This window comes from uncultured Alistipes sp. (assembly GCF_910580175.1).
Classification (GTDB): Bacteria; Bacteroidota; Bacteroidia; order Bacteroidales; family Rikenellaceae; genus Alistipes.
The window spans coordinates 30,462-51,557 of record NZ_CAJTXD010000004.1; the positions used below are offsets into that span (position 1 = coordinate 30,462).

General features: G+C 60.9%; 15 protein-coding genes and 2 tRNA genes. 7 read left to right on the forward strand and 10 right to left on the reverse strand.

The genetic code is table 11. The features are described from left to right. Positions 1-86: 86 nt before the first annotated feature. Positions 87-1,352 carry an aspartate kinase gene (locus tag QZ298_RS06015; RefSeq protein WP_296006704.1) on the reverse strand — a complete coding sequence of 422 codons (1,266 nt, stop codon included), beginning with the start codon at positions 1,350-1,352 and terminating at the stop codon, positions 87-89. Between the two features lie 22 nt (positions 1,353-1,374). Next, positions 1,375-3,507, reverse strand: a complete 2,133-nt coding sequence (locus tag QZ298_RS06020; RefSeq protein ID WP_296006707.1) for a prolyl oligopeptidase family serine peptidase — start codon at positions 3,505-3,507, stop codon at positions 1,375-1,377. Between the two features lie 163 nt (positions 3,508-3,670). Here QZ298_RS06020 and QZ298_RS06025 point away from each other — a divergent pair, with 163 nt between their 5' ends. Beyond that, a complete protein-coding gene (locus QZ298_RS06025) occupies positions 3,671-4,501 on the forward strand; it encodes a 2,3,4,5-tetrahydropyridine-2,6-dicarboxylate N-succinyltransferase (protein ID WP_296007120.1) in 831 nt (276 codons plus the stop codon). Positions 4,502-4,572: 71 nt separating this feature from the next. Here QZ298_RS06025 and QZ298_RS06030 read toward each other — a convergent pair whose 3' ends face one another. Together QZ298_RS06030 and QZ298_RS06035 are read right to left on the reverse strand one after the other, a co-directional pair. Beyond that, on the reverse strand, positions 4,573-5,598 hold the full coding sequence (locus QZ298_RS06030; protein WP_296006710.1) for a glycosyltransferase family 9 protein: 1,026 nt from the start codon (positions 5,596-5,598) through the stop codon (positions 4,573-4,575). Further along, on the reverse strand, positions 5,585-6,187 hold the full coding sequence (locus QZ298_RS06035; RefSeq protein ID WP_296006713.1) for a DUF4254 domain-containing protein: 603 nt from the start codon (positions 6,185-6,187) through the stop codon (positions 5,585-5,587). Before QZ298_RS06035 ends, QZ298_RS06030 begins: the two co-directional genes overlap by 14 nt. 74 nt (positions 6,188-6,261) lie before the next feature. Here QZ298_RS06035 and QZ298_RS06040 point away from each other — a divergent pair, with 74 nt between their 5' ends. From QZ298_RS06040 to QZ298_RS06055, 4 genes are all read left to right on the forward strand, one after another. Beyond that, positions 6,262-7,272 (forward strand): glucosaminidase domain-containing protein, encoded by a 1,011-nt coding sequence (locus QZ298_RS06040; RefSeq protein ID WP_296006716.1) that lies wholly within the window; start codon positions 6,262-6,264, stop codon positions 7,270-7,272. 318 nt (positions 7,273-7,590) lie between these two features. Beyond that, on the forward strand, positions 7,591-8,277 hold the full coding sequence (locus QZ298_RS06045; protein WP_296006718.1) for a hypothetical protein: 687 nt from the start codon (positions 7,591-7,593) through the stop codon (positions 8,275-8,277). A 48-nt stretch (positions 8,278-8,325) separates the two neighbouring features. Next, positions 8,326-10,455 (forward strand): S9 family peptidase, encoded by a 2,130-nt coding sequence (locus QZ298_RS06050; protein WP_296006721.1) that lies wholly within the window; start codon positions 8,326-8,328, stop codon positions 10,453-10,455. Between the two features lie 2 nt (positions 10,456-10,457). After that, complete coding sequence (locus tag QZ298_RS06055; RefSeq protein ID WP_296006724.1) at positions 10,458-10,928, forward strand: methylated-DNA--[protein]-cysteine S-methyltransferase; 471 nt, start codon at positions 10,458-10,460, stop codon at positions 10,926-10,928. A 60-nt stretch (positions 10,929-10,988) separates the two neighbouring features. Here the strand turns inward: QZ298_RS06055 and gltA are convergent, their stop codons facing one another. From gltA to QZ298_RS06070, 3 genes are all read right to left on the reverse strand, one after another. After that, a complete protein-coding gene (gene gltA / locus QZ298_RS06060) occupies positions 10,989-12,383 on the reverse strand; it encodes an NADPH-dependent glutamate synthase (protein WP_296006726.1) in 1,395 nt (464 codons plus the stop codon). A gap of 69 nt (positions 12,384-12,452) precedes the next feature. Next, a complete protein-coding gene (locus tag QZ298_RS06065) occupies positions 12,453-13,334 on the reverse strand; it encodes a sulfide/dihydroorotate dehydrogenase-like FAD/NAD-binding protein (RefSeq protein ID WP_296006729.1) in 882 nt (293 codons plus the stop codon). Between the two features lie 25 nt (positions 13,335-13,359). Continuing rightward, positions 13,360-14,436: a DUF1573 domain-containing protein gene (locus tag QZ298_RS06070; protein WP_296006732.1), complete on the reverse strand. Its 1,077-nt coding sequence runs from the start codon at positions 14,434-14,436 to the stop codon at positions 13,360-13,362. Positions 14,437-14,560: 124 nt separating this feature from the next. Between QZ298_RS06070 and QZ298_RS06075 the strand changes: the two genes are divergently transcribed. Further along, positions 14,561-14,634, forward strand: a tRNA-Asn gene (locus QZ298_RS06075). 213 nt (positions 14,635-14,847) lie between these two features. Next, positions 14,848-14,922: transfer RNA gene (locus tag QZ298_RS06080), tRNA-Val, on the forward strand. A 243-nt stretch (positions 14,923-15,165) separates the two neighbouring features. Here the strand turns inward: QZ298_RS06080 and QZ298_RS06085 are convergent. Genes QZ298_RS06085 through QZ298_RS06095 form a run of 3 tightly spaced genes read right to left on the reverse strand, consistent with a single transcriptional unit; the run spans position 15,166 to position 21,079 of the window. Then, on the reverse strand, positions 15,166-16,554 hold the full coding sequence (locus QZ298_RS06085) for a TolC family protein (protein ID WP_296006736.1): 1,389 nt from the start codon (positions 16,552-16,554) through the stop codon (positions 15,166-15,168). Then, the gene (locus tag QZ298_RS06090; RefSeq protein ID WP_296006739.1) at positions 16,551-19,646 is read right to left on the reverse strand and encodes a multidrug efflux RND transporter permease subunit; all 3,096 of its coding nucleotides are present in this window, start codon (positions 19,644-19,646) and stop codon (positions 16,551-16,553) included. Before QZ298_RS06090 ends, QZ298_RS06085 begins: the two co-directional genes overlap by 4 nt. Beyond that, positions 19,643-21,079: an efflux RND transporter periplasmic adaptor subunit gene (locus QZ298_RS06095; protein ID WP_296006742.1), complete on the reverse strand. Its 1,437-nt coding sequence runs from the start codon at positions 21,077-21,079 to the stop codon at positions 19,643-19,645. The genes QZ298_RS06090 and QZ298_RS06095 overlap by 4 nt, the downstream gene beginning before the upstream one ends. Positions 21,080-21,096: the final 17 nt, after the last annotated feature.

Consider the following 21,096-nt stretch of genomic DNA (forward strand, 5'->3'; position numbering starts at 1 on the left):
CGTTTCTGATTGCGGTATATATAAATTAAGGAGGAACGTTGTCATTATTCGTTCCTCCTTTTTATTTTTCGGTCACTTGAAAAATCCTATTGCCGGATTTCGGCTTTCCGTACGATCCTCACGGTCGATTGGGTCGCTTGGCGGATGAAGACCTGCGGGCCGCAGGCATGACGCCGCCATAGTTCCTCGGTATATCCGCGCACGGTAAGCAGTTCCATCCGTTCGATCTTCATCACGTCGAAACCTTCCGCACGCAGTGCAGCGACCGCTTCGTCGATATGCCACGAGTCGTCCACGCAAAGACTCAGGTTGACGGCCGAATTGTGGATCAGGTTGGCTTTTACGCGGAACAGCTCCAGCAGGGCGAAAATCGCGGCGAACTTTTCCTCCAGAACGAACGAGAAGTCGCGCGAGCGGATCGTCAGCAGCACCTGGTCTTTCTTCAGAATCAGTATCGGCACGTCGACCGGCGCCGACATGCCGCGGATCACGGTGCCGGGCTTGCGCTTGTCGCCGAAAGGCCGCACGTAGAGCGGTATATTCTTGTTTTGCAGGGGCTTGATCGTCCGCGGATGGATGATCTGCGCGCCGCTGTATGCCAGTTCGATGGTGTCCAGGTAGTTGAGTTCGGCGATCTGCACGGCATCGGGGAAGATCTTGGGATCGGCGTTCAGCACGCCGTCGACGTCTTTCCACACGGCCATCGATTCGGCGTCGAGGATGTTCGCCGCCACGGCTGCCGAGTAGTCCGAACCCTCGCGTCCGAGGGTCGTCGTCGTTCCGTCGGGGGCACCGCCGATGAAGCCCTGACCCACGAAAATCCGCTCCTTGCACCCCTCCACTTCGGCCCGCAGGCGCGGTGCCGAGGCGTTGAGGTCGACTTCGGCATCTTTGTGGCGCTGCTCGGTAACGAGCGCCCGGCGCATGTCGATCCAGCGGTTGGGCACCCCGGCATAGGCCAGGTATTCAGAAATGATGGTGGTCGAGATCAACTCGCCGAATGCCACGATGCGGTCGTACCATAGTTCAGCATCTTCGGGGCGGTAGCTCTCCGTCGAGGTCGTCTGTTCCAGCTCGGCGAACAGCGCATCGACCCGCGGCAGCGATGTAGGGCCGTGCCAGAGGTCGTCGATGATCGCGGCGTGGTAGGTGCGCAGGGCGGCGATCTCCTCGGCGATCTTCTCCCGGTCGGCGCGCTGCACGCCGGCGAAGACCCGCTCCAAGGCGTTGGTCGTCTTGCCCATGGCCGAGACGATGATGAACAGATCGCGCTCGTCGCCGATGATTTTCAGCAGATTGCGCACGCCGTCGGCATGCCGCACCGAGGCTCCTCCGAACTTATAGACTTTCATGTGAACAAGCGGTCGTGTGAGACTATTTGCAGGGTTTATACGCTACGCCGATGTTTTGGAACGTGAACGCATACATGTCCGTAGCTTCGTCGATGCGCTTGGAGGTGGGTTTGCCTGCACCGTGACCCGCGTTGGATTCGATGCGGATCAGCACGGGGGCTTCGCCCGCCTGGCAGTGCTGCAATTCGGCTGCGAATTTGAACGAGTGGGCTGGCACCACACGGTCGTCGTGGTCGGCCGTCATCACGAGTGTGGCGGGGTAGGTCACGCCCTCCTTTATATTGTGCAAGGGGGAATACTTGTAAATATATGAGAATTGTTCTTCGTTGTCCGACGAACCGTATTCCACGGCCCAGCCCCAGCCGATGGTGAACTTGTGGTAGCGGAGCATGTCCATCACGCCCACGGCCGGCAGACAGACGGCATAGAGATCGGGGCGCTGCACCTCGCAGGCGCCGACCAGCAGGCCGCCGTTCGAGCCGCCGTGGATGGCCAGCTTGTCGGACGAAGTGTACTTCTCTGCAACGAGGTATTCGGCCGCTGCGATGAAGTCGTCGAAGACATTCTGTTTGTTGGCCAGCATGCCGGCCTTGTGCCATGCTTCGCCGTACTCCGAGCCGCCGCGCAGGTTGGCTACGCAGTAGATGCCGCCCTGTTCGACGAACATCAGCGCCGAGGGGTTGAACCCGGGCGTGAGGTTGATCTGGAAGCCGCCGTAGGCATAGAGCATGCACGGATTGGTGCCGTCGAGCTTCATGTCTTTGCGGCGGGTAATGAACATCGGTACGCGCGTGCCGTCTTTCGAGGGGTAGAACACCTGCTCGGTAATGAAGATTTCGGGGTCGAAGCGCACCTCGGGGGCCTTGAACAAGGACGATTCGCCCGTGGCGATGTCGTAACGGTAGATCGTGGCGGGCGACGTGTAGTTGGAGAGGGCATAGTAAAACTCCGTGTCCTCTTTCTTGCCTCCGAAGCCGCCGAGCGAACCGATGGCCGGCAGCTCGACTTCGCGGATCAGCTTGCCGTCGAAGCTATATTGGACGACCTTATGCTGGGCGTCCTGCAAATAGATGGCGAAAAGGCAGTCGCCGCCCGTCGAGACGCCTTCCAGGAGACACTCCTTTTCGGGAATGACGACCTCGGGTTTGCCGGGACGGTCGAGGTCGAGTTTCAGCAGGCGGCGGTTCGACGCGCCGTCGTTGGTGGTGTAGTAGAACTTGTTGTCGCGGCAGTCGACGATTTCATAGTCGGCCTCGAAGCCGGGCAGCAGGGTGCGGAACTTTTTTTCATTCGTGCGGCGGCAGAGGATTTCGGTGCCCGAGGTGCCCTCCGAAGCGATCACGAAGACCCACTTGCCGTCGTCGCTGGGCCAGGCCGAGAAGTAGCGCAGCGGATGGGCCGCGTCGTTGTAGACGAGCTTGTCGGCCGACTGCGGCGTACCGAGGGCGTGGTAGTAGACTTTCTGGAACTGGTTCTGCGACGAATAGACCCCTGCTTTCGGGGCGTCGTAGGCGCTGTAATAGAATCCCTTGGAGTCGGGCGACCATGTGGCGCCCGAGAACTTTACCCATTCGATGCGGTCGCCGGTCGGCTGGCCCGATGCAACGTCGAGCACCCGAATCTCCACCCAGTCCGATCCCGATGCGGCCACAGCATAGGCGCAATATTTGCCGTCCTCGGAGAACGAGACTCCCGAGAGGGCCACCGTGCCGTCGTCGGACAAGGCGTTGGGGTCGAGGAAGACGCGGCCATTGCCGTCGGGCGTATCGGCGCAGTAGAGCACCGACTGGTTCTGAAGTCCGTTGTTGTAAAACCAGTACCAGGCGTCGCCGTGTTTGGCGGGGATGCCCTGCTTGGGGTAGTTCCACAATTCGGTAAGCCGTTGGCGGATGGCCTCGCGGAACGGAATCTGCGCCAGGTAGTCGTCCGTCACGGTGTTCTCGGCCTTGACCCAGGCTGCCGTGGCTTCCGAGGCGTCGTCCTCCAGCCAGCGGTAGGGGTCGGCCACGGCGGTGCCGAAATAGTTGTCGACCGTCTCCCCGCGCTCGGTGTCGGGGTAGGGCAGGTGCTTGATCGTTTTCATCTGTGTGCAACTGGTTGCGAGCATCGCGGCACCGCCCGCCAGGAGCGCGGCCGCACGTACAATAGAGGTCATGGTCAGGGTATTTGCGTAATTTGAGACAAAGTTAAGAAAAAAAACGTAATTTTGGGCGAGAATACGGGGTTTCGGCGTGCGATGTCGAACCGGGCAGGTGTCGGGACAGGCGTTGCAGGCCCGGGATGCTCCCGAATTCATAGAGAACTTATAATATTCTATGGTGTATAACGAACTCAAGCAACTGATCGAACGGGCGTGGGAAGACCGCGCCCTGCTCAAGGACGACGCACAGACGCAGGAAGCCATACGCCGTGTGGTGGAGTTGGTGGACAAGGGCGAATTGCGCTGCGCCGAACCGGTCGACGCGGAAAAGAGCGAATGGCAGGTTAATGAATGGGTCAAAAAGGCCGTGATCCTCTACTTCCCGATCCAGCCCATGCGCAAGATGCGGGCGGGCGAACTGGAGTGGTTCGACAAGATGGAACTCAAGCGCGATTACGAGGCGTTGGGCGTGCGGGTCGTGCCCCATGCCGTGGCGCGCTACGGCGCCTACATCGCTCCGGGAGCGATTCTGATGCCTTCCTACGTGAATATCGGGGCCTATGTCGATACGGGGACGATGGTCGACACGTGGGCCACGGTGGGTTCGTGCGCCCAGATCGGCAAGCACGTCCATCTGTCGGGCGGCGTGGGCATCGGCGGCGTGTTGGAGCCGGTGCAGGCGGCGCCGGTCATCATCGAGGACAATTGTTTCATCGGCTCGCGCTCGATCGTAGTCGAGGGCGCGCACGTCTGCCGCGAGGCGGTGTTGGGTTCGAACACGGTAATTACCGGTTCGACGCACATCGTCGATGTCACGGGGCCGGAGCCGGTAACCTACAAAGGTTATGTGCCGCCTCGTTCGGTGGTGGTGCCGGGGAGCTACCGCAAGCAGTTCCCGGCGGGCGAATACAGCGTGACGTGTGCCTTGGTCATCGGCCGCCGCAAGGAGTCGACCGACAAAAAAACGTCGCTCAACGATGCGTTGCGCGACTTCGGAGTATCGGTATAACCGGCAAGGAACCCGTAGGATGACGGTTCGTTGTCCGAAAAAACGGTTGACGGGCGGTTTCGAAGCCTTCGTCAGCCGTTTATCGTTTTTTCCACTTCCTCTACGATCATGCGGGGCGAGATGGCGCGCAGACAGCGGTAGTCGCCGTAGCGGCAGGGCTTGGCTCCGTAGGTCGAGCAGGGGCGGCACGGCATGTCGGCCTGCAACGCATGCTGCGGGTCGCAGCCCCAGCCCAGGAATCCCAGTCCGGGATGGGTGGCGCCCCACACCGAGACTACGGGTGCGGCTACGAGCGCTGCGAGGTGCATGACGAGCGAATCCATCGACACCACGCAGTCCAGGTGGGCGATCAGGTTCATTTCGTCGGCCAGCCCCATTTTGCCGTAGAGCGCCGTGACATTGGGGTAGCGGCGTTCCATTTCGGCGGCGAATTCCGCTTCGGCGCCGGGGCCGCTATGGATGAAGATGCGGTCGTAGCGCGAGGTCAGCATCCGCACCGTTTCGCGGGCCAGGTCGTCGGGGTAGGTCTTGCCCTGCTGGGCCGAGAAAGGCGCGAAGCCGATCCAGCGGCCCTGCTTCTCGCCCATCGGATTGGGGCGTTCGGCCGCCGCGACCGAGGGCGCCGGGTCGTCGAACTCGAAGCCCAGACGCCGGAAGACGTCGCAATAGCGCAATATCGTATGCCGCAGCGGCGCCGCGCAGGCTCCGCCTTGGCGGATGAAGTGGCGTTTCTCGGAGTGCTCCTTGCGGATGCGGGCGATGGGGATGCCGTGCAGGCGCATGATGTAGCGGAACACCTCGGAACGGATCACGCCATGCACGTCGGCCACAGCGTCGATGCCCATGCGCTGCGCCTTGCGGGCCAGCCGCCACATCCCCACCAGCGAATGGTGGCGCCCCTTGGTGTCGGCTTCGAGAAACTCGATGTCCAGCCCTTCGAAGAAAGGCCGGAAAAGCCGCGGCGTGGCTACGGTAATGCGCAACTCCGGATACGCCGTGCGCAGTGCGCGCAGCGCATGGGGCAGCATCGCCACATCGCCCATGGCCGAGGTGCGGATGACCAGCAGATGAGTCGGCAGTTTTTTACTTTTTGCCATAGAGCACCGGGTTGAGCGCCGGGTCGTTGTACATCTTCATCTGCTTGTAGGTCTTCATCAACTTGCGCCCCGCTTCGATGTCTTCGATCAACTCTTCGATGGCCTGCGACAAGTCGGTCTGCTGCATGAGCAGCACGTCGAGCTTCTGCCGGCAGGCGGCGCGGTGGGCGTCGTCGACGTCCGTGCGCTCGGTCTCGCGGGCCATGTGATAGATCTTCAGGGCCAGAATCGAGAGCCGGTCGATGGCCCAGGCCGGGGTTTCGGTGTTGAGCCGGGCGTCGGGCGCAGGCGCAATATCCTTGTATTTGTCGAGCAGATAGGAGTCGACGTATTCCACCATGTCGGTGCGGTCTTGATTCGATTTGTCGATCCGGCGTTTGATCGTCAGCGCCTCGGCGGGGTCGATCTGGGGATTGCGGATGATGTCCTCCAGGTGCCATTGCACCGTGTCGATCCAGCTCTTGTGGTAGAGCAGGCAGTCGAGCGAGCCTGTCTGATAGGGATTTTCGATCGGGCGGTCCACATCGTCCCAACGGTGGTAATCGTCGATCGCACGGTTGAAAATCGCGTTCGCATGCTGGGTAAACATAGTTCGATAGGTTTTAATATTGTGATTTTCGTAGGAAAATCATACCTTTGTTGGGTAAACTTAAAACAAAGATAATGATTTTTTCCAGAACTGCAATATGGGTTGCAGGAATCCTGCTTTCGACTCTTTCAGCTGCTCAGGCGCAGCCCCGCCGCACGAACCGGCTGACGCGCGAAGAATATATCGACCGCTACAAGTCGATCGCCGTGGCCCAGATGGAGCGTTATGGCATTCCGGCCAGCATTACCATGGCCCAGGGCATCCTGGAGTCCGACAGCGGCAACAGCCGGCTTTCGCTCGAATCCAACAACCATTTCGGCATCAAGTGCAAGCGCAACTGGACGGGGCCGAAAGTCTATCACGACGATGACGCCAAGGACGAATGTTTCCGGGCCTACGAGTCGGTCGAGGCGTCGTACCACGACCATGCGGTGTTCCTCGATACGCAGCCTCGCTACGATTCGCTTTTCGCCTATTCGGCGACCGACTATAAGAGTTGGGCGCGGGGTCTGAAGGCGGCCGGCTATGCCACGGCGCCCGACTATGCGCAGCGCCTGGTGCGGCTCATCGAGAGCCACAAGCTCTACCTGCTCGACCAGCCCGACGGCGAACGGCTCTATGTCTCGGGCGTGCGCGGCAAGAGCGATCCCGACGAGTGGTTTGCGTCGCAGAGCAGCGTGAGCGGCCACGGCACGCTCTTCGATCCGGACAACTTCCGCGTGACGATCAACGCCCACGAGGGCTACAACGTCTATGCGACCAACGGCGTGCACTATGTCCTGGCTAAAGAGAACGACACGTTCGAGAGCATCGGCAAGAAATTCCGCATTTCGGCAGGCAACTTGCGTAAGTTCAACGATCTGAAGCGCAGCCGGCGCGTGCAGCCCGCCGCCGGCGACGTGATCTACATCGAGCGCAAGAAAGCTGGTTGGGGCGGCAATGCCCGCCAGCACATCTGCCGCGAGGGCGAGACGGCCCATGCCGTGGGGCAGTCCTATGCCATCCGCACCCGGTCGCTCGAAAAGCTCAACCGCCTGAAAAAGGGCGTGCGTCTCGAATCGGGCCGCGAAATACGGATCAAATAGATATGGACAAATCTTATTTTTTCGAAATTCCAGTCGAAAATATCATTGAGGAATCGGAAACCAAAACCCGCGGATTTTGCAATAAGCGATATCTTGTGTATGTTCATCCGTATGATTCTTGCCGCAAGATTCATGTGAATACATACTATCGGATTCAAGGGCAGACGGCTGAATTGTGCATTCATTATGACCGCGGATTGTGCGGATTGACGGATTACGAAAAATTGAGTAGGAAAGATATCGAAAGACAGGCCTACGATTCTTGGATGGATGGGGCGAAGTGATTTTTAAGTTTTAACGATTAGTTTCTTGATTAATATGGAAGTTCCTCCGCTCAGAGCGCGGATTCTCGAAACCGTGATCCGCAAGTCGACCTTGAAGCAGAAGGTTTTCGACAACACTTTCGCAACATTCAACCTCTTGAAGGATACATTGTTGGAGATGGCCTCCGAAATGGACGACGCCCTCGACGGCAAGCTCGACCGCCGCGTGCGGATCGAGTACCGCGACCGGGGCAAGTTCGAGGTGCAGCTTCAGGTGGCCAACGATTTGCTGATCTTCCAGATGCACACCGATGTCTTCGACTTCGGGCCGGAGCATCCCGTGCGGCAGACACCTTATGTGCAGGGCGGGCCGGAGAATGCCTATTGCGGAGTGGTCAACATCTATAATTTCCTTTCCGATTCGTTCAAGTTCAACCGCAATGCCGACGAGGGTTACCTCATCGGGCGGCTCTTCATCAACCGCGAGCGCCGCTTCTTCGTCGAGGGCAAAGGGCAGACTTCGGTGCGGGCTGACGCGTTCGGCAGTGCCGAGATCGACCGCGACGCTCTGGTAAAGGTGCTCGAAGAGGCGATAGCCTTCGCTTTGGACTTCGACTTGTTGACCGTGCCCTACGATATTTCGGCTCGGGTTACCGTCGACCAGTTCAATACCAAGATGGATAATTCCAAGTTCGTGACCGGCAAGCGCTTGGGTTACGAATTCGATACGCAAGACATATAATTTCAGGAGTGCCCGTCCGCAAACGGTGCTTCCTTGTTGTTCGCTGCCATGAAAAAACTGGTTTTTACCTTTTTCGCCGCCGTTGTTTGCTTCGCAGGCTTCGCGCAGAACGAGTATGCTGAAATCGCCCGCCTGCGCGCCATGAACGGTCGCGTGGCCGGCATCCGCTCGATGAACGACGGCGAACACTATACCGTCGTCGAGGACGACAATATTGTCCGATACAGCTATGCCGTCGCGGAGCCGGGCACGAAGTTGCTGCCTCGGACGCCCGTCGGCTTCGGGATCGTCGACTATGCCTTTTCGCCCGACGAACGATGCCTGCTCGTCGCCGCGGGCCGCACGCCGATCTATCGGCATTCCTATACCACCGATTATTATCTTTTCGACGGTACGGCGCTGCGGCGCATTCTGCCCCAGGCCGCCATGCCGCGCGATGCCTCGTTCTCGCCCGACGGCTCGTCGATCGTCTACTCGGATCGCAACGACCTCTATCTCTACGACCTCGCTTCGGGGCAGACCCGACGCCTGACGTCCGACGGCGAGTGGAACGCCGTTATCAACGGCACGACCGACTGGGTTTACGAGGAGGAGTTCGGTATCACGCGTGCCTATGCCTTTTCGCCCGACGGGAAGCGGCTGGCCTACCTGCGGTTCGACGAACGCGACGTGCCCACAGCGCAGATGATGCGCTTCGACGGCAAGCTCTATGGCGAGGTCTTCTCGTTCAAATACCCCAAGGCCGGGGAGACCAACTCCACGGTGCAGCTCTTCGTGGCCGACCTGGAGACGGGGCGCAGCGAGCGCATCGACACGGGCGGCGAGAGCGACCAGTACGTTCCGCGTCTCGGTTTCACGCCCGACGGGCGGCTGTGGTTCCACCGCATCGACCGGCGTCAGAATACGTTCGAAGTCCTCCTTTGCGAACCTCATGGAGCGCAGCGTACGATCTACGAGGAGCGCGCGCAGCAGTATGTCGAGCGGGTCGGCGACAACACGGTAACGTTCGTCGACAAGGATCGTTTTCTGGTGCGGCAGGAGAGCCATACGGGTTTCATGCACCTCTATCTCTACGGCATCCGCAGCGGGTTGATCGCCCAAGTAACCAAGGGCGATTGGGAGGTAACCGAGGTTGTGGGCGTCACGCCCCGGCGGGTGTGGTATCTTTCGACCGAGACGTCGCCGCTGCGCCGCAACCTGTACAGCGTGGCGCTCAACGGCAGGGATAAACGCCGTCTCACTGCGGGCGAGGGTTTCTATACCATCGCTCCGAGCAAGGGGATGAAATACTATGTTTCGACCTTTTCGTCGGCTTCCGTGCCCAACCGGGCAGAGGTTTGTACGGGCGAGGGCCAGAGCGTGCGCATCTTGTTCGACAGCCGGGCGTTGCAGGAAGAGCTGGAGACCGCGCGCCGCCCCGTGAAAGAGTTCTTCGCCTTTGCCACCGAGCGCGGCGACACGCTCAACGCCTACATCGTCCGACCCCGCGATTTCGACCCTGCGAAGCGTTATCCTGTGTTGTTGACGCAGTATTCCGGCCCGGGTTCGCAGACGGTCTGCGACCGTTGGTCGCTCGACTGGGAAGATGCGCTGGCGGACAAGGGTTACATCGTCGTCTCGGCCGACGGCCGCGGCACGGGATTCCGCGGCGAGCGGTTCAAGAAGCAGACCTACGGCCGTCTGGGAGCGTTGGAGGTCGAGGATCAGTTGTCGCTGGCGCGCCACATGGCCGCCCAGCCGTGGGTCGACGCCGGCCGCATCGGCATCTACGGGTGGTCGTACGGCGGTTTCGTGGCATTGAGTTGTGCGCTGAAAGGCAACGGGCTGTTCAAGATGGCGATCGCCGTGGCTCCCGTCACGTCGTGGCGCTACTACGATACGATCTACACCGAGATCTATAACAACCTGCCGCAGTACAACGCCGCGGGTTACGATGAGCATGCCCCGATCCGCCTGGCCCGGCTGCTCGACGACAAACGCACCCGCCTGCTGCTGATCCACGGCATGGCCGACGACAACGTGCATTTCCAGCATACGGCCGAAATGGCCCGCGCGCTCAACCGGGCCGGCAAACGCTACGACATGATGGTCTATCCCGATCAGAACCACTCGATGATGCCCGACGACACGGGCAACGTGCGGCAGAAGATGATCGACTACACGTTCGAACACTTGTAACGATGGAGGTTTCCGGCTGCTGGTTCGAAACACCCCTCGGGCCGATGACGGTCATGGCGACCGACGAAGCGGTGACCGCTGTCCGGTTTGGTACTTCCGGCGATGCTGTCGCTCCGGAGGAGAAGTTGCCGCCCATATTGGCTCGGGCCGTCGGGGAGTTGCGCGAATATTTCGCAGGCGTGCGGCGCGATTTCACGTTGCCGCTGGCGCCGGCCGGCACTCCGTTCCAGCAGCAGGTGTGGGCCGCCCTGCGGGAGATACCCTATGGCGAGACCTGCACCTATGGACAGATCGCCGCGCGCATCGGCCGCCCGAAAGCCTGCCGGGCCGTGGGCATGGCCAACAACCGCAATCCGATCGCTATCGTCGTGCCTTGCCACCGTGTGGTCGGCAGCTCCGGTGCTTTGACGGGCTATGCGGCAGGACTTTCGGTCAAGGAAGCGCTGTTGCGGCTGGAAGCGGAGGCCAGATAGAAAATTTTACCCTTGCTGCAAAGTCGTGCAGGGGTAATTTTCGGAGCGCACGTTTCTTGTTTATTGTCCGTCTTTCTCTTTAATGTATGCGTCGATCGCCCTTGCGGCCGTGCGTCCGGCTCCCATTGCCAGGATTACCGTGGCGGCACCCGTCACAGCGTCGCCGCCCGCGAAGACCCCTTCGCGCGAGGTCGCGCCTTGGGCATCGGCCGTGATGCAGCCGCGGCGGTCGGTCGCCAATCCCTCGGTCGTGGCGGCCAGCAGGGGGTTGGGCGAGGTGCCCAGCGCCATGATCGCCACATCGCATTCGATGTCGAATTCCGAACCGGGTTTCACGACCGGCGAGCGGCGTCCGCTCGGGTCGGGTTCGCCCAGTTCCATCTCCACGCAGCGCATGCCGCGCACCCAACCGTCGTCCGTGCCCAGAATTTCGACCGGGTTGGTCAGCATCCGGAAGCGGATGCCTTCTTCCTTGGCATGGTGCACTTCTTCGGCACGTGCCGGCAGTTCCTTTTCGCTGCGGCGGTAGACGATCGTCGCCTCGGCGCCCAGACGGCGGGCCGTGCGCACGGCATCCATCGCCACGTTGCCGCCGCCCACGACGATCACACGCTTGCCGACGTAGATCGGCGTGTCGTACTCCTCGTCATAGGCGCGCATCAGGTTGGCGCGGGTCAGGAATTCGTTGGCCGAGACCACGCCGTTGAGATTCTCGCCCGGAATGTCCATGAAGCGCGGCAGCCCGGCGCCCGAACCGATGAATACGGCGTCGAATCCCTCGTCGTCGAGCAGCGAGTCGATCGTCAGCGTGCGCCCCACGATCACGTCGGTTTCGATTTCGACGCCTAAGCGGCGCACCTCGTCGATTTCGCGCGCCACGATCTTCTCCTTGGGCAGCCGGAATTCGGGGATGCCGTAGACCAGCACGCCGCCCACCTTGTGGAGCGCTTCGAAAATCTTCACTTCGTAGCCCATCTTGGCCAGGTCGCCCGCGCAGGCCAGCCCGGCCGGGCCGCTGCCGATGACGGCTACGCGGCGGCCGTTGCGGGGAGCCGTCTCCCCGGCGAAATGCGGTTGTCCCAGTTTCCAGTCGCCCACGAATCGTTCCAGTTTGCCGATGGCGACCGGTTCGCCCTTGATGCCGAGGATGCACGAACCCTCGCACTGGGTCTCCTGAGGGCAGACGCGGCCGCAGATCGAGGGCAGCGAGCTGTCGCGCGAGATGACGGCGGCCGCACCGGCCATGTCGCCCCCGTGCAGGGCGGCGATGAATCCGGGGATGTCGATCCCCACGGGGCAGGCCGCCACGCAGCGGGGATTCTTGCAGTTCAGGCAGCGCGACGCTTCGAGCGTCGCCTCTTCGGGGTCGTAGCCGTAGCAGACTTCTTCGAAGTTGGTTGCGCGGCGTGCAGGGTCTTGTTCGCGCACGGGAACGCGCGGTATCTTATTTGCCATAGATGTGCTGATGGTTGACAGCGCCGATTTGTCGTTCGAAGCGCGAACGTACCGGCGCCGGGTTCGAATTTACTTGTCCAATCCTATTTTGCATGTGTGGCCGGCTGCGCGCTCGGCCGCGATGGCTGCTGCGCGCTGCTCCTGGGTGCGGTACATGCCCTGGCGGCGCATCGCTTCGTCGAAGTCGACTTGGTGGGCGTCGAACTCGGGGCCGTCGACGCAGGTAAAGCGCGTGCGTCCGCCCACGCTCACACGGCAGGCGCCGCACATGCCCGTGCCGTCGACCATCAGGGCGTTGAGCGACACGGTGGTTTTCAACCCGTACTTCTTGGTGGTCAGCGCTACGAACTTCATCATGATCATTGGGCCGATGGCCACGCATTCGTCGTAGTGTTCGCCCTCGGCGGTCAATTTTTCGAAAAGTTGCGTTACCAACCCTTTGAAGCCCTCCGAGCCGTCGTCCGTGGCGATGTAGAGGTGCTCGGCCGCGGCCCGCATCTCGTCGGTATAGATCAACATCTCCTTGTTCTTGGCGCCGATGATGACATCGGCCCGCACGCCGTGTTCGCGCAGCCACTTGACTTGCGGGTAGACGGGGGCCGTGCCGACTCCGCCGCCGATGAATAGGTAGCGCCGCTTGCGCAGTTCCTCAAGCGGCAGCTCGACGAATTCGGAGGGGCGGCCCAGCGGTCCGGCGAAGTCGATCAGGGCGTCGCCGGCCTCCAGGGAGCAGATTTTGCGTGTCGAGACGCCGATCGTCTGGGTAACGATCGTCACACTGCCTGCCGCGGCGTCGAAATCGGCGATCGTCAGAGGGATGCGCTCGCCTTGTTCGTCGGCCCGTACGATAACAAATTGTCCGGGCAGCGCCGCCCGGGCGACGCGCGGCGCGAGGATTTTCATAAGCCAGATGCCTTCGGCGAGACACCGCTTTTCGAGAATGGGATACATTTATTTGAGATTGGGTTTTACGCTTCTATTCTTCGATGATGGCGTTCATGCGCAGCCGTCGCATGGGACGTTCGGGATCGTTGGTAATCAGCAGCAGATGGTCGGTCAGGATGCCGTAGTCTTGCACCGAGGGGTCGAGCAGCAATTCGACCGTGCAGCTGCCGCCGGGAGCGATCGTGCAGCCCGGCTCCAGCACCACGGCGATGTGCCCGTCGTTTTCCACGGCACGGACGATCAGATCGCTGCCGCCCGAATTCGAAAGCACGAAAGTCCGGCGTTGAACGGGGGCCGAGTGCTTCACGGGGCCGAATTTGACGATCGTCGGGTTGAGCCGGGCCTGCGGCGCGGCACCCTTGCCCGGCTGGGCGGGGTTGTCGATGCCGATGGCATGGGCCACCAGCGAGATGTCGCTCTTTTGCCCGTCGATCCACACCTCCAATGCGTCGCGCAGCGTACCGTAGTGCGGTTCGCCGGCGGGCAGCGTATAGGCGAGGTTGATTTCGCCCTGCTCGCCCGGTGCTGCCAGACGGGGATAGGCTGCGGCGAGCAGGCCGCTCGAAATCCGGGGCCGCAACTCCAGCCGCACCGGTCGGTCGGACGTATTCGCATAGCCGACGGCCGTCTGCTTGTGCTCTCCTTGACGAATATAGGTAAAGGCGCAAAGCGTTTTGTCGAGCCGCAAGCCGCCGCCCGCGTCGATCGGGTAGAGTTCGTCGAGGGTTTTTTTGCGCGGGACGACATCGCCGCGGATCGTGAGCACAGCCATCCGCGTTTTTTCGGAGGAGTAGACGCTCAGTTCCTTTTCGAAGACACCGGGTCGGTTCATGGGGTCGAACGTCACTTTGATGCGTGCCGTGCCGCCCGGCAGGACAGGCTTGCGCGAGAACTCCGGTACGGTGCATCCGCACGAAGTCGTCACGTCGAGGATCACCACGGGCTTGTCGCTGCGGTTGACGCCCTCGAAAACGTGGCTGACGCGTCCGTCGCTCTCCTCGATCGATCCGAAATCCTGCTCCGCAGGTTCGAATACCAGCTGGGCATGCGCTGGGAACGCACACCATAGCAGTGTGAATGCGAGTGCGATATGTTTTTTCGAAAGCATCGTCGTCGATCGGTTCGGATATGCAAAGGTACATTTTTTGCGAAAAATTCGCACAATAATTTTGCGGGAATCAAAATTTGCTATATATTTGCACTCCGAAACGGTTACAAGCCGGCTTCGAAATGCCTGAATAGCTCAGTTGGTTAGAGCACATGACTGTTAATCATGGGGTCCTAGGTTCAAGTCCTTGTTCAGGCGCAGATGTGCGAGGGTTGCACAAGGTTCTTTCATAGAGAGGTAACGGTTCGAGGAGTAGCAGCCGAAGTCGGGATGTCCGATGGAGGACGACGGGCGAAAGGCCGGGCTTCCGTAAGCGGAAGCGTTCGAGCGGCGAAGAAACGAAAAATTTTCGACAGAAAATTTGGAGTTCGCGAAAATTGAATTACCTTTGCAGTCCCAAGCCATTTTTAGGGGAGCTTAGCTCAGCTGGTTCAGAGCGTCTGCCTTACAAGCAGAGGGTCGGGGGTTCGAATCCCTCAGCTCCCACAAATTGAAAATCAAGCACTTGCAGTTTTGCAGGTGCTTTTTTGTGCCGAATTTTTGCCGAATCCCGAAAAATAGACCGCCTTTGCGGTGCGTTGCGGTGCGTTGTGGTGCGTCTTCGGTGCGTTGTAGAACACACCCTACTTGCAAAAAACTCGTATCGACCGCTTTTATGGTTGTGTATGAATACGCAAAGCGATCGATATCTGTCGATCGCTTTGCGGTTTTCCGAATCCGGCGGGTGGTTTACTTCGTCGGGCGTTGCCAGCCGCCGCCGAGCGTCTTGTAGAGTTGCACCAAGGCCAGATGTTCGTCACGAATGGCATTGCTCAAACTGGTTTGGGCGTCGAAGTAGCGGCGTTGGGCGTCGAGCACGTCGATGTAGTTGATGCTGCCGGTGCGGTATTGCAGTTCGGCCAGTTCGACATATTTGCGGGCTGCGTTGCGCGAATGGGTCTTCAGCACCGTTGTCTGCCGCACGTTGCGATAGGTCGACACGGCGTCGTCGGTCTCTTTGAATGCTTCCAGAACCTTCTGCTCATACTTCAGTCGGGCTTGTTCGTAGGCCGCCAGCGCTGCTTTGTAGGCCGCTTTTTTGCGTCCGAATCCGAAAAGCGGGGCAGCAAGTTGTCCCGCAACATAGGAAAACGGCGAGCGGAAGAATCCGTTCAGGGCGTCGTTCTCCCATCCGCCTTGCAGCGTGAAGGTCAGCCGCGGAAACCGGTCGGCGTAGGCCATGCCTACCGCTCCCATCGCTGCACGGAGTTGCTGTTCGGCGGCCCGTATGTCGGGGCGGCGTTGCAGCAGCTGCGACGGCAGTCCCACAGGCAGCGAGTCGGGCGCCAGGGTCTCCGGTTCCGCTTCGCCGCGCGGGATTTTTTCGCCCGGATAGGTGCCCATCAATAGACATAGTGCGTTTTCCGTAATTTCGATGCGGTTCTCCAGATTGGGGATGAGCGTCGCCGTGGTGGCATACTCCACTTGCGCCTGCTGGTAGACGATTTCGGAGGTCAGGCCTCCCTCGAAGCGCAGTTTCGCTTTGGCGACTCCCTCGCGGCGTGTCTCCAGCGTGCGGCGTACGATGGCCAGTTCGTTGTCCAAAGCTACAAGGCGGAAATAGGCCGATGCCGTCTCCGCGACGAGCACCATCCGCATGGCGCGCTCGTCTTCGATCGAGGCCAGCCATTCGGCTTCGCCCTTGCGTTTGGCCCAGCGCAGGTTGCCCCACAGGTCGAGTTCCCAGCTGAGGGCCGCCTTCAGCCCGAATTCCGGGTCGCGCTTGGGCGATTCTCCGGCGTAGTCGTTGGTTTCGTGGTCGGCCAGCGCGTTGAGACCCAGGTTGGGCAGCCGGCCGGCTTTCCGAATGCGGTACAGCTCGCGCATTTGTTCGATGCGTGCGGCGGCAGCACGGATGTTGCGGTTGCTTTCGAGCGTGCGGCGGATGAGATCGCAGAGCGTGCTGTCGCCGTAGAACCGCCACCACTCCATGTCGGCGAGCGTCAGGGTGTCGACAGCCCCCGGAACCACGGTTTGCGGAAGATTCAGTTCCGGAGCCTGGCAGTGGCGTACGGCTGAGCAAGCGTAGAAAAGCGGCGCGGCGAGTGCTGCGAAGATGATCGAACGTATCTGTTTCATCGTTTCATTTTTTCTTTCAATCTGTACACCCATACGAAGAAGAAGGGCACGAAGATGATGCCCACAGCAATGGCAACCAGCATGCCGAAGAAGACACCCGTGCCGATGCCTTGGCGGCTGGCCGATCCCGGCCCCGAGGCGAAGACCAGGGGCAGCAGCCCGAGGATGAACGAGAGCGACGTCATGACGATCGGGCGGAAGCGCAAGTGCATGGCCGTGAGGGCCGCCGCCACGGCGTCGCGACCTTTCTCGACCTCCTCCTTGGCGAATTCGACGATGAGGATGGCATTCTTGGCGACCAGCCCCACCAGCATGACCAGGCCGATCTGGAAATAGATGTTGTTCTCCAGCCCGCAGAGCCAGATGCCGATGTAGGCGCCCAGCCCGGCGATGGGCAGCGAGAGGATCACGGCGATGGGCACCGACCAGCTCTCGTATTGTGCGGCGAGGAACAGGAAGACGAACAGCAGCGCCAAGGCGAGCACCAGCCCCGTGTTGCCGCTTTCGTGCTTCTCCTGGTAGGAGAGGCCGCTCCATTCGATGCCGATGTTTTCGGGCAGATGTTCGCGTACGATACGCTCCAGCGCCCGCATGGCCTGCCCCGAGCTGTATCCGGGGGCCGCCTCGCCCGTGATGGGAGCCGCGTAAAACATGTTGAACCGCTTGATCGTTCCGGCACCCGTGGTGTAGTGCGTCGTGCCGAGCGCCGTGACGGGGATCATCGCGCCGTCGGCGCCGCGCACGAAGAAGAGCCGCAGGTTGTCGCGGTAGGCCCGGTAGGGGGCTTCGGCTTGGATGTAGACGCGGTAAATGCGGTTGAACATGTTGAAGTCGTTGACGTAGAGCGATCCCGTGAAGGCTTTCATCGTCGAGAAGATGTCCGACATGGGAACGCCTTGCAGGCGGGCCTTGTCGCGGTCGACATCGTAATAGAGCTGCGGGATGTTGTTCTGCATCGAGGTCGAGAGTCCCGCCAGCTCGGGCCGCTCCGCGGCGTAGCGCATCAAGGTGTCGACGGCTCGTTGCAGATCGGCGTAGGTGGCGTCGCCGCGGGCTTCGAGCACCATTTCGAAGCCGCCCGACGTACCCAGACCCGGGATGATCGCCGGGGTCGAGAGGTAGACTTTCGATTCGGGGTAGCGCGTCAGTTCGCGGCGCGTGCGTTCCATGACGGCGGCGATGCCCTCCGAGGAGCGCTCGTCCCACGGCTTGAGGATCACTGTCAGCTGGCTGCGTGCTTGGTTCGAGCCGACGCGGGGACTCGATCCCGTGACATTGAGTACGTGCTCAACATCGGGATCGGACAGCAAGAACTCCATTGCCCGCTCGGTAACCGCGCGTGTCCGCTCGATGGTCGCACCCTCGGGCAGTTCGAGTTCCACGGTAAAGTAGCCTTGATCTTCCTTGGGCATGAAGCTCCGGGGCACCAGTTCGTTCATCAGCCAGATGCCGACCAGCGCGATGCCGAATGCAGCGAACATCCGGCGCGAGTTGCGGAGCGTCTTCTCGACCAGCCGGCCGTAGAATCGGTTGCCGACGGCCAGGCCGAAGTTGATCGAGCGGAAAAAGCGGTTCTTGGGCTTGCCGCCGTCGGGTTTGAGAAACAGCGAGCACATCACGGGGCTGAGGGTGAGGGCCACGACGGTCGAGATGATGACCGACACGGCGATCGTGATCGTGAATTGGCGGTAGAGTTGTCCCGTGATGCCGGGCAGAAAGCTGACCGGCACGAAGACGGCGCACAACACCAGCGACATGGCGATCAGGGCGCCGCTCAGGTTGCTCATGGCTTTTTTCGTCGCTTCGTAGGGCGACAGCCCCTCCTCGTGCATGATGCGGTCGACATTCTCGACTACCACGATGGCGTCGTCGACCACGATGCCGATGGCCAGAATCAGTCCCAGCAGCGTCAGCATGTTGAGCGAGAATCCGCAGGCGAGCATCACGCCGAACGTGCCGATGAGCGAGATCGGCACCGCTACGACCGGGATGAGCGTCGCGCGCCAGCTTTGCAGCGAGAGGTAGACGACCAGAATTACCAGCAGCAACGCCTCGAACAGGGTTCGGTAGACATGATGAATCGAAGCTGCGATGTAGGTGGTCATGTCGAACGGAATGGCATAGCGGATGCCTTCGGGGAAGTTGCGGCCGATCTCCTCCATCGTCTCCTTGACTCGCTCGGCGACCTCCATGGCGTTGGCCCCGGGCAGCATGTTGATGTTCAGCACCGCGGCGTTTCCGCCGTCGATGCCGCTTTCGGTCGAGTAGGACGAGGCTTCGAGCGAGATGCGCGCCACGTCTTTCAGCCGGATGATCGAGCCGTCGGGGTTGGCCCGCACGACGACCTGTTCGAATTCATCGACCGACGAGAGGCGCCCTTGCGCCGTGATCGGTATGGTAATGTCGACTCCTGCGATCGGGGCCTCGCCCAGCACGCCGGCGGCCGATTCGCGGTTCTGATCCTTCAGTACGGATTGCAGGTCCTTGACCGTCAGTCCTAAGTCGGCCAGTTTGTCGGGCTGCACCCAGACCCGCATGGCATAGTAGCGGCTGCCCACGTTCGAGACGCTGCCCACGCCCGGCACGCGGCGCAGCAGATCGAGGACGTTGAGCGTCGCGTAGTTCGAGAGGTAGATTTCGTCGAATTTCGGGTCGGAGGAGAGCAACGTTATGGTCATCAACTTGCTGGCCGCCTGCTTTTCGACCGTGATGCCGTTCTGCACCACCTCGGCCGGCAATCGCGACTCGGCTTTCTTTACCCGATTCTGAATCTCCACGGCGGCCAGGTCGGGGTCGGTCGAGATGTCGAAAGTTACCGTTGCGGAGAAGCCTCCCGAATTGGAACTCGACGATTCCATGTAGATCATGCCCGGCGTGCCGTTGAGTTCCTGCTCGATGGGTGTGGCCACGGCCTGCGTGACGGTCTGCGCGTCGGCGCCCGGGTAGGAGGCGGCCACGCGCACCACGGGCGGCACGATCTGCGGATACTGGTCGATGGGCAGCAGCGTCAGGCCGATCGTCCCGACGATGACGATGACGATCGACAGCACCGTCGAGAAGACGGGATGGGCGAGGAAAAAGTTGCGTTTCATGGCTGCGCCTCCTCCGGGGCGGCGTGGGGCATGGAGGGAGTCTCCGAACCGGAAGAATTTTCGGAAGCCGGAGGATTTCCCGAGCCGAAAGATGCGGTGGATATAGCCGTCGTGTCGGACACGGGGGAGTTCTCGGATACCGGGGGATTGTCGGCCGGTTGTGCAGAGTCCGTGTTGCCGACCGTCGGCGTGTTTTTCGAGGTCGGTTCGACTTTCATACCATGAGAGAGCTTATGGAACCCTTCTATGACAATTCGTTCGCCTGCTGCAAGTCCGCGTTCGACGATGGTGTTGTTTTCTATTTCGGGGCCGGTTTCGACGAATCGTTTTTCAACGATGTCATCGGCTCTCACAACATATATATAGGCGCCGCCGTTTTCTATTACCAGGGCTTTCGTCGGTACGACGACCGCATCTTCGCGTACGTCCATCAGCAGTTTGACGCGTGTGAACTGCCCCGGCAGCAGGATATGATCGGGGTTGGGCATTTCGGCCCGCACGGAGAAGGTGCCCGTCTTGGGGTCGATCTGCGGGTCGGCGAAGTCGACCAGACCGCGCAGCGGGTAGGTCGAGCCGTCGGCCAGCGTTACTGTGATGTAGGGATCCCACGTGCGCGTGGTGTCGCGGTGTCCGAGGTTGACGTTGCGGGCTTTCGAGCGCAGGTATTCGAGCGAGGTCATGCTGAAGTCGATGCGCACCGTGTCGCTCTTGACCACGGTGGCCAGCAGCGATTGCCCGCCCGGCCCGACCAGCGCGCCGATGTCGGCGTTGCGTTCGGAGATGTAGCCCGAAACCGGCGACCGCACGGTGGTGTAGCCCAGCGTAAGTTCCGCCTGCGTCAGGTCGGCTTCGCACACCACCACATCGGCCGCGGCGCTCTCGTAGGCGGCCACGGCGTTGTCCAGGTCGAGTTGGCTGGCGGCGTTCTGTTCGTAGAGGGGGCGGATGCGGTTCAAATCGCGTTGAGCTTTCAATGCTTGTGCCTTGGCCTTGTTCAGCTGGGCTTTTGCGCGGTTGGCCCGGGCGCGGTAGAGTTGCGGGTCGATGATGAACAGCGTCTGCCCCTTTTCAATATAGGTGCCTTCGGCAAAGAGCATCCGTTCGAGGTAGCCCTCCACGCGGGCGCGGATTTCGACGAATTGCTGGGCACGGATGCGGCCTACATATTCGCCGTAGATGTTGACGTTCTGTGTCGTGACGGGTTCCACCTCCACCACGGGCAGCATTTCGGGAACGGGCCGCGAGCGGAGCACGAAAACCACGGCGGCCGCGATGATCGCCGCGGCACAGAGCGTGCCGGCGATCCAGCGGCGGGTGCGGCGCGGCAATTTCCCGATGCGCGCGGCGCATGCACCGCCGAAACGTCGCAGATAGGATGCGTAGGTTTGCAGCAATAGCTTTTCGGGCCGTATTTCCTTTCCTTGGTTTGCCATAACTTTTTGTTTTATGT

Excerpts from the sequence above, each read along its gene's own strand:
- QZ298_RS06030 (WP_296006710.1), bottom strand. The coding sequence starts at position 5,598 with ATGGCAAAAAGTAAAAAACTGCCGACTCATCTGCTGGTCATCCGCACC.
- QZ298_RS06085 (WP_296006736.1), bottom strand. The coding sequence starts at position 16,554 with ATGAAACAGATACGTTCGATCATCTTCGCAGCACTCGCCGCGCCGCTT.
- QZ298_RS06070 (WP_296006732.1), bottom strand. The coding sequence starts at position 14,436 with ATGCTTTCGAAAAAACATATCGCACTCGCATTCACACTGCTATGGTGT.
- QZ298_RS06065 (WP_296006729.1), bottom strand. The coding sequence starts at position 13,334 with ATGTATCCCATTCTCGAAAAGCGGTGTCTCGCCGAAGGCATCTGGCTT.
- QZ298_RS06020 (WP_296006707.1), bottom strand. The coding sequence starts at position 3,507 with ATGACCTCTATTGTACGTGCGGCCGCGCTCCTGGCGGGCGGTGCCGCG.
- QZ298_RS06095 (WP_296006742.1), bottom strand. The coding sequence starts at position 21,079 with ATGGCAAACCAAGGAAAGGAAATACGGCCCGAAAAGCTATTGCTGCAA.
- QZ298_RS06090 (WP_296006739.1), bottom strand. The coding sequence starts at position 19,646 with ATGAAACGCAACTTTTTCCTCGCCCATCCCGTCTTCTCGACGGTGCTG.
- QZ298_RS06055 (WP_296006724.1), top strand. The coding sequence starts at position 10,458 with ATGGAGGTTTCCGGCTGCTGGTTCGAAACACCCCTCGGGCCGATGACG.
- gltA (WP_296006726.1), bottom strand. The coding sequence starts at position 12,383 with ATGGCAAATAAGATACCGCGCGTTCCCGTGCGCGAACAAGACCCTGCA.
- QZ298_RS06035 (WP_296006713.1), bottom strand. The coding sequence starts at position 6,187 with ATGTTTACCCAGCATGCGAACGCGATTTTCAACCGTGCGATCGACGAT.
- QZ298_RS06045 (WP_296006718.1), top strand. The coding sequence starts at position 7,591 with ATGGAAGTTCCTCCGCTCAGAGCGCGGATTCTCGAAACCGTGATCCGC.
- QZ298_RS06015 (WP_296006704.1), bottom strand. The coding sequence starts at position 1,352 with ATGAAAGTCTATAAGTTCGGAGGAGCCTCGGTGCGGCATGCCGACGGC.
- QZ298_RS06050 (WP_296006721.1), top strand. The coding sequence starts at position 8,326 with ATGAAAAAACTGGTTTTTACCTTTTTCGCCGCCGTTGTTTGCTTCGCA.
- QZ298_RS06040 (WP_296006716.1), top strand. The coding sequence starts at position 6,262 with ATGATTTTTTCCAGAACTGCAATATGGGTTGCAGGAATCCTGCTTTCG.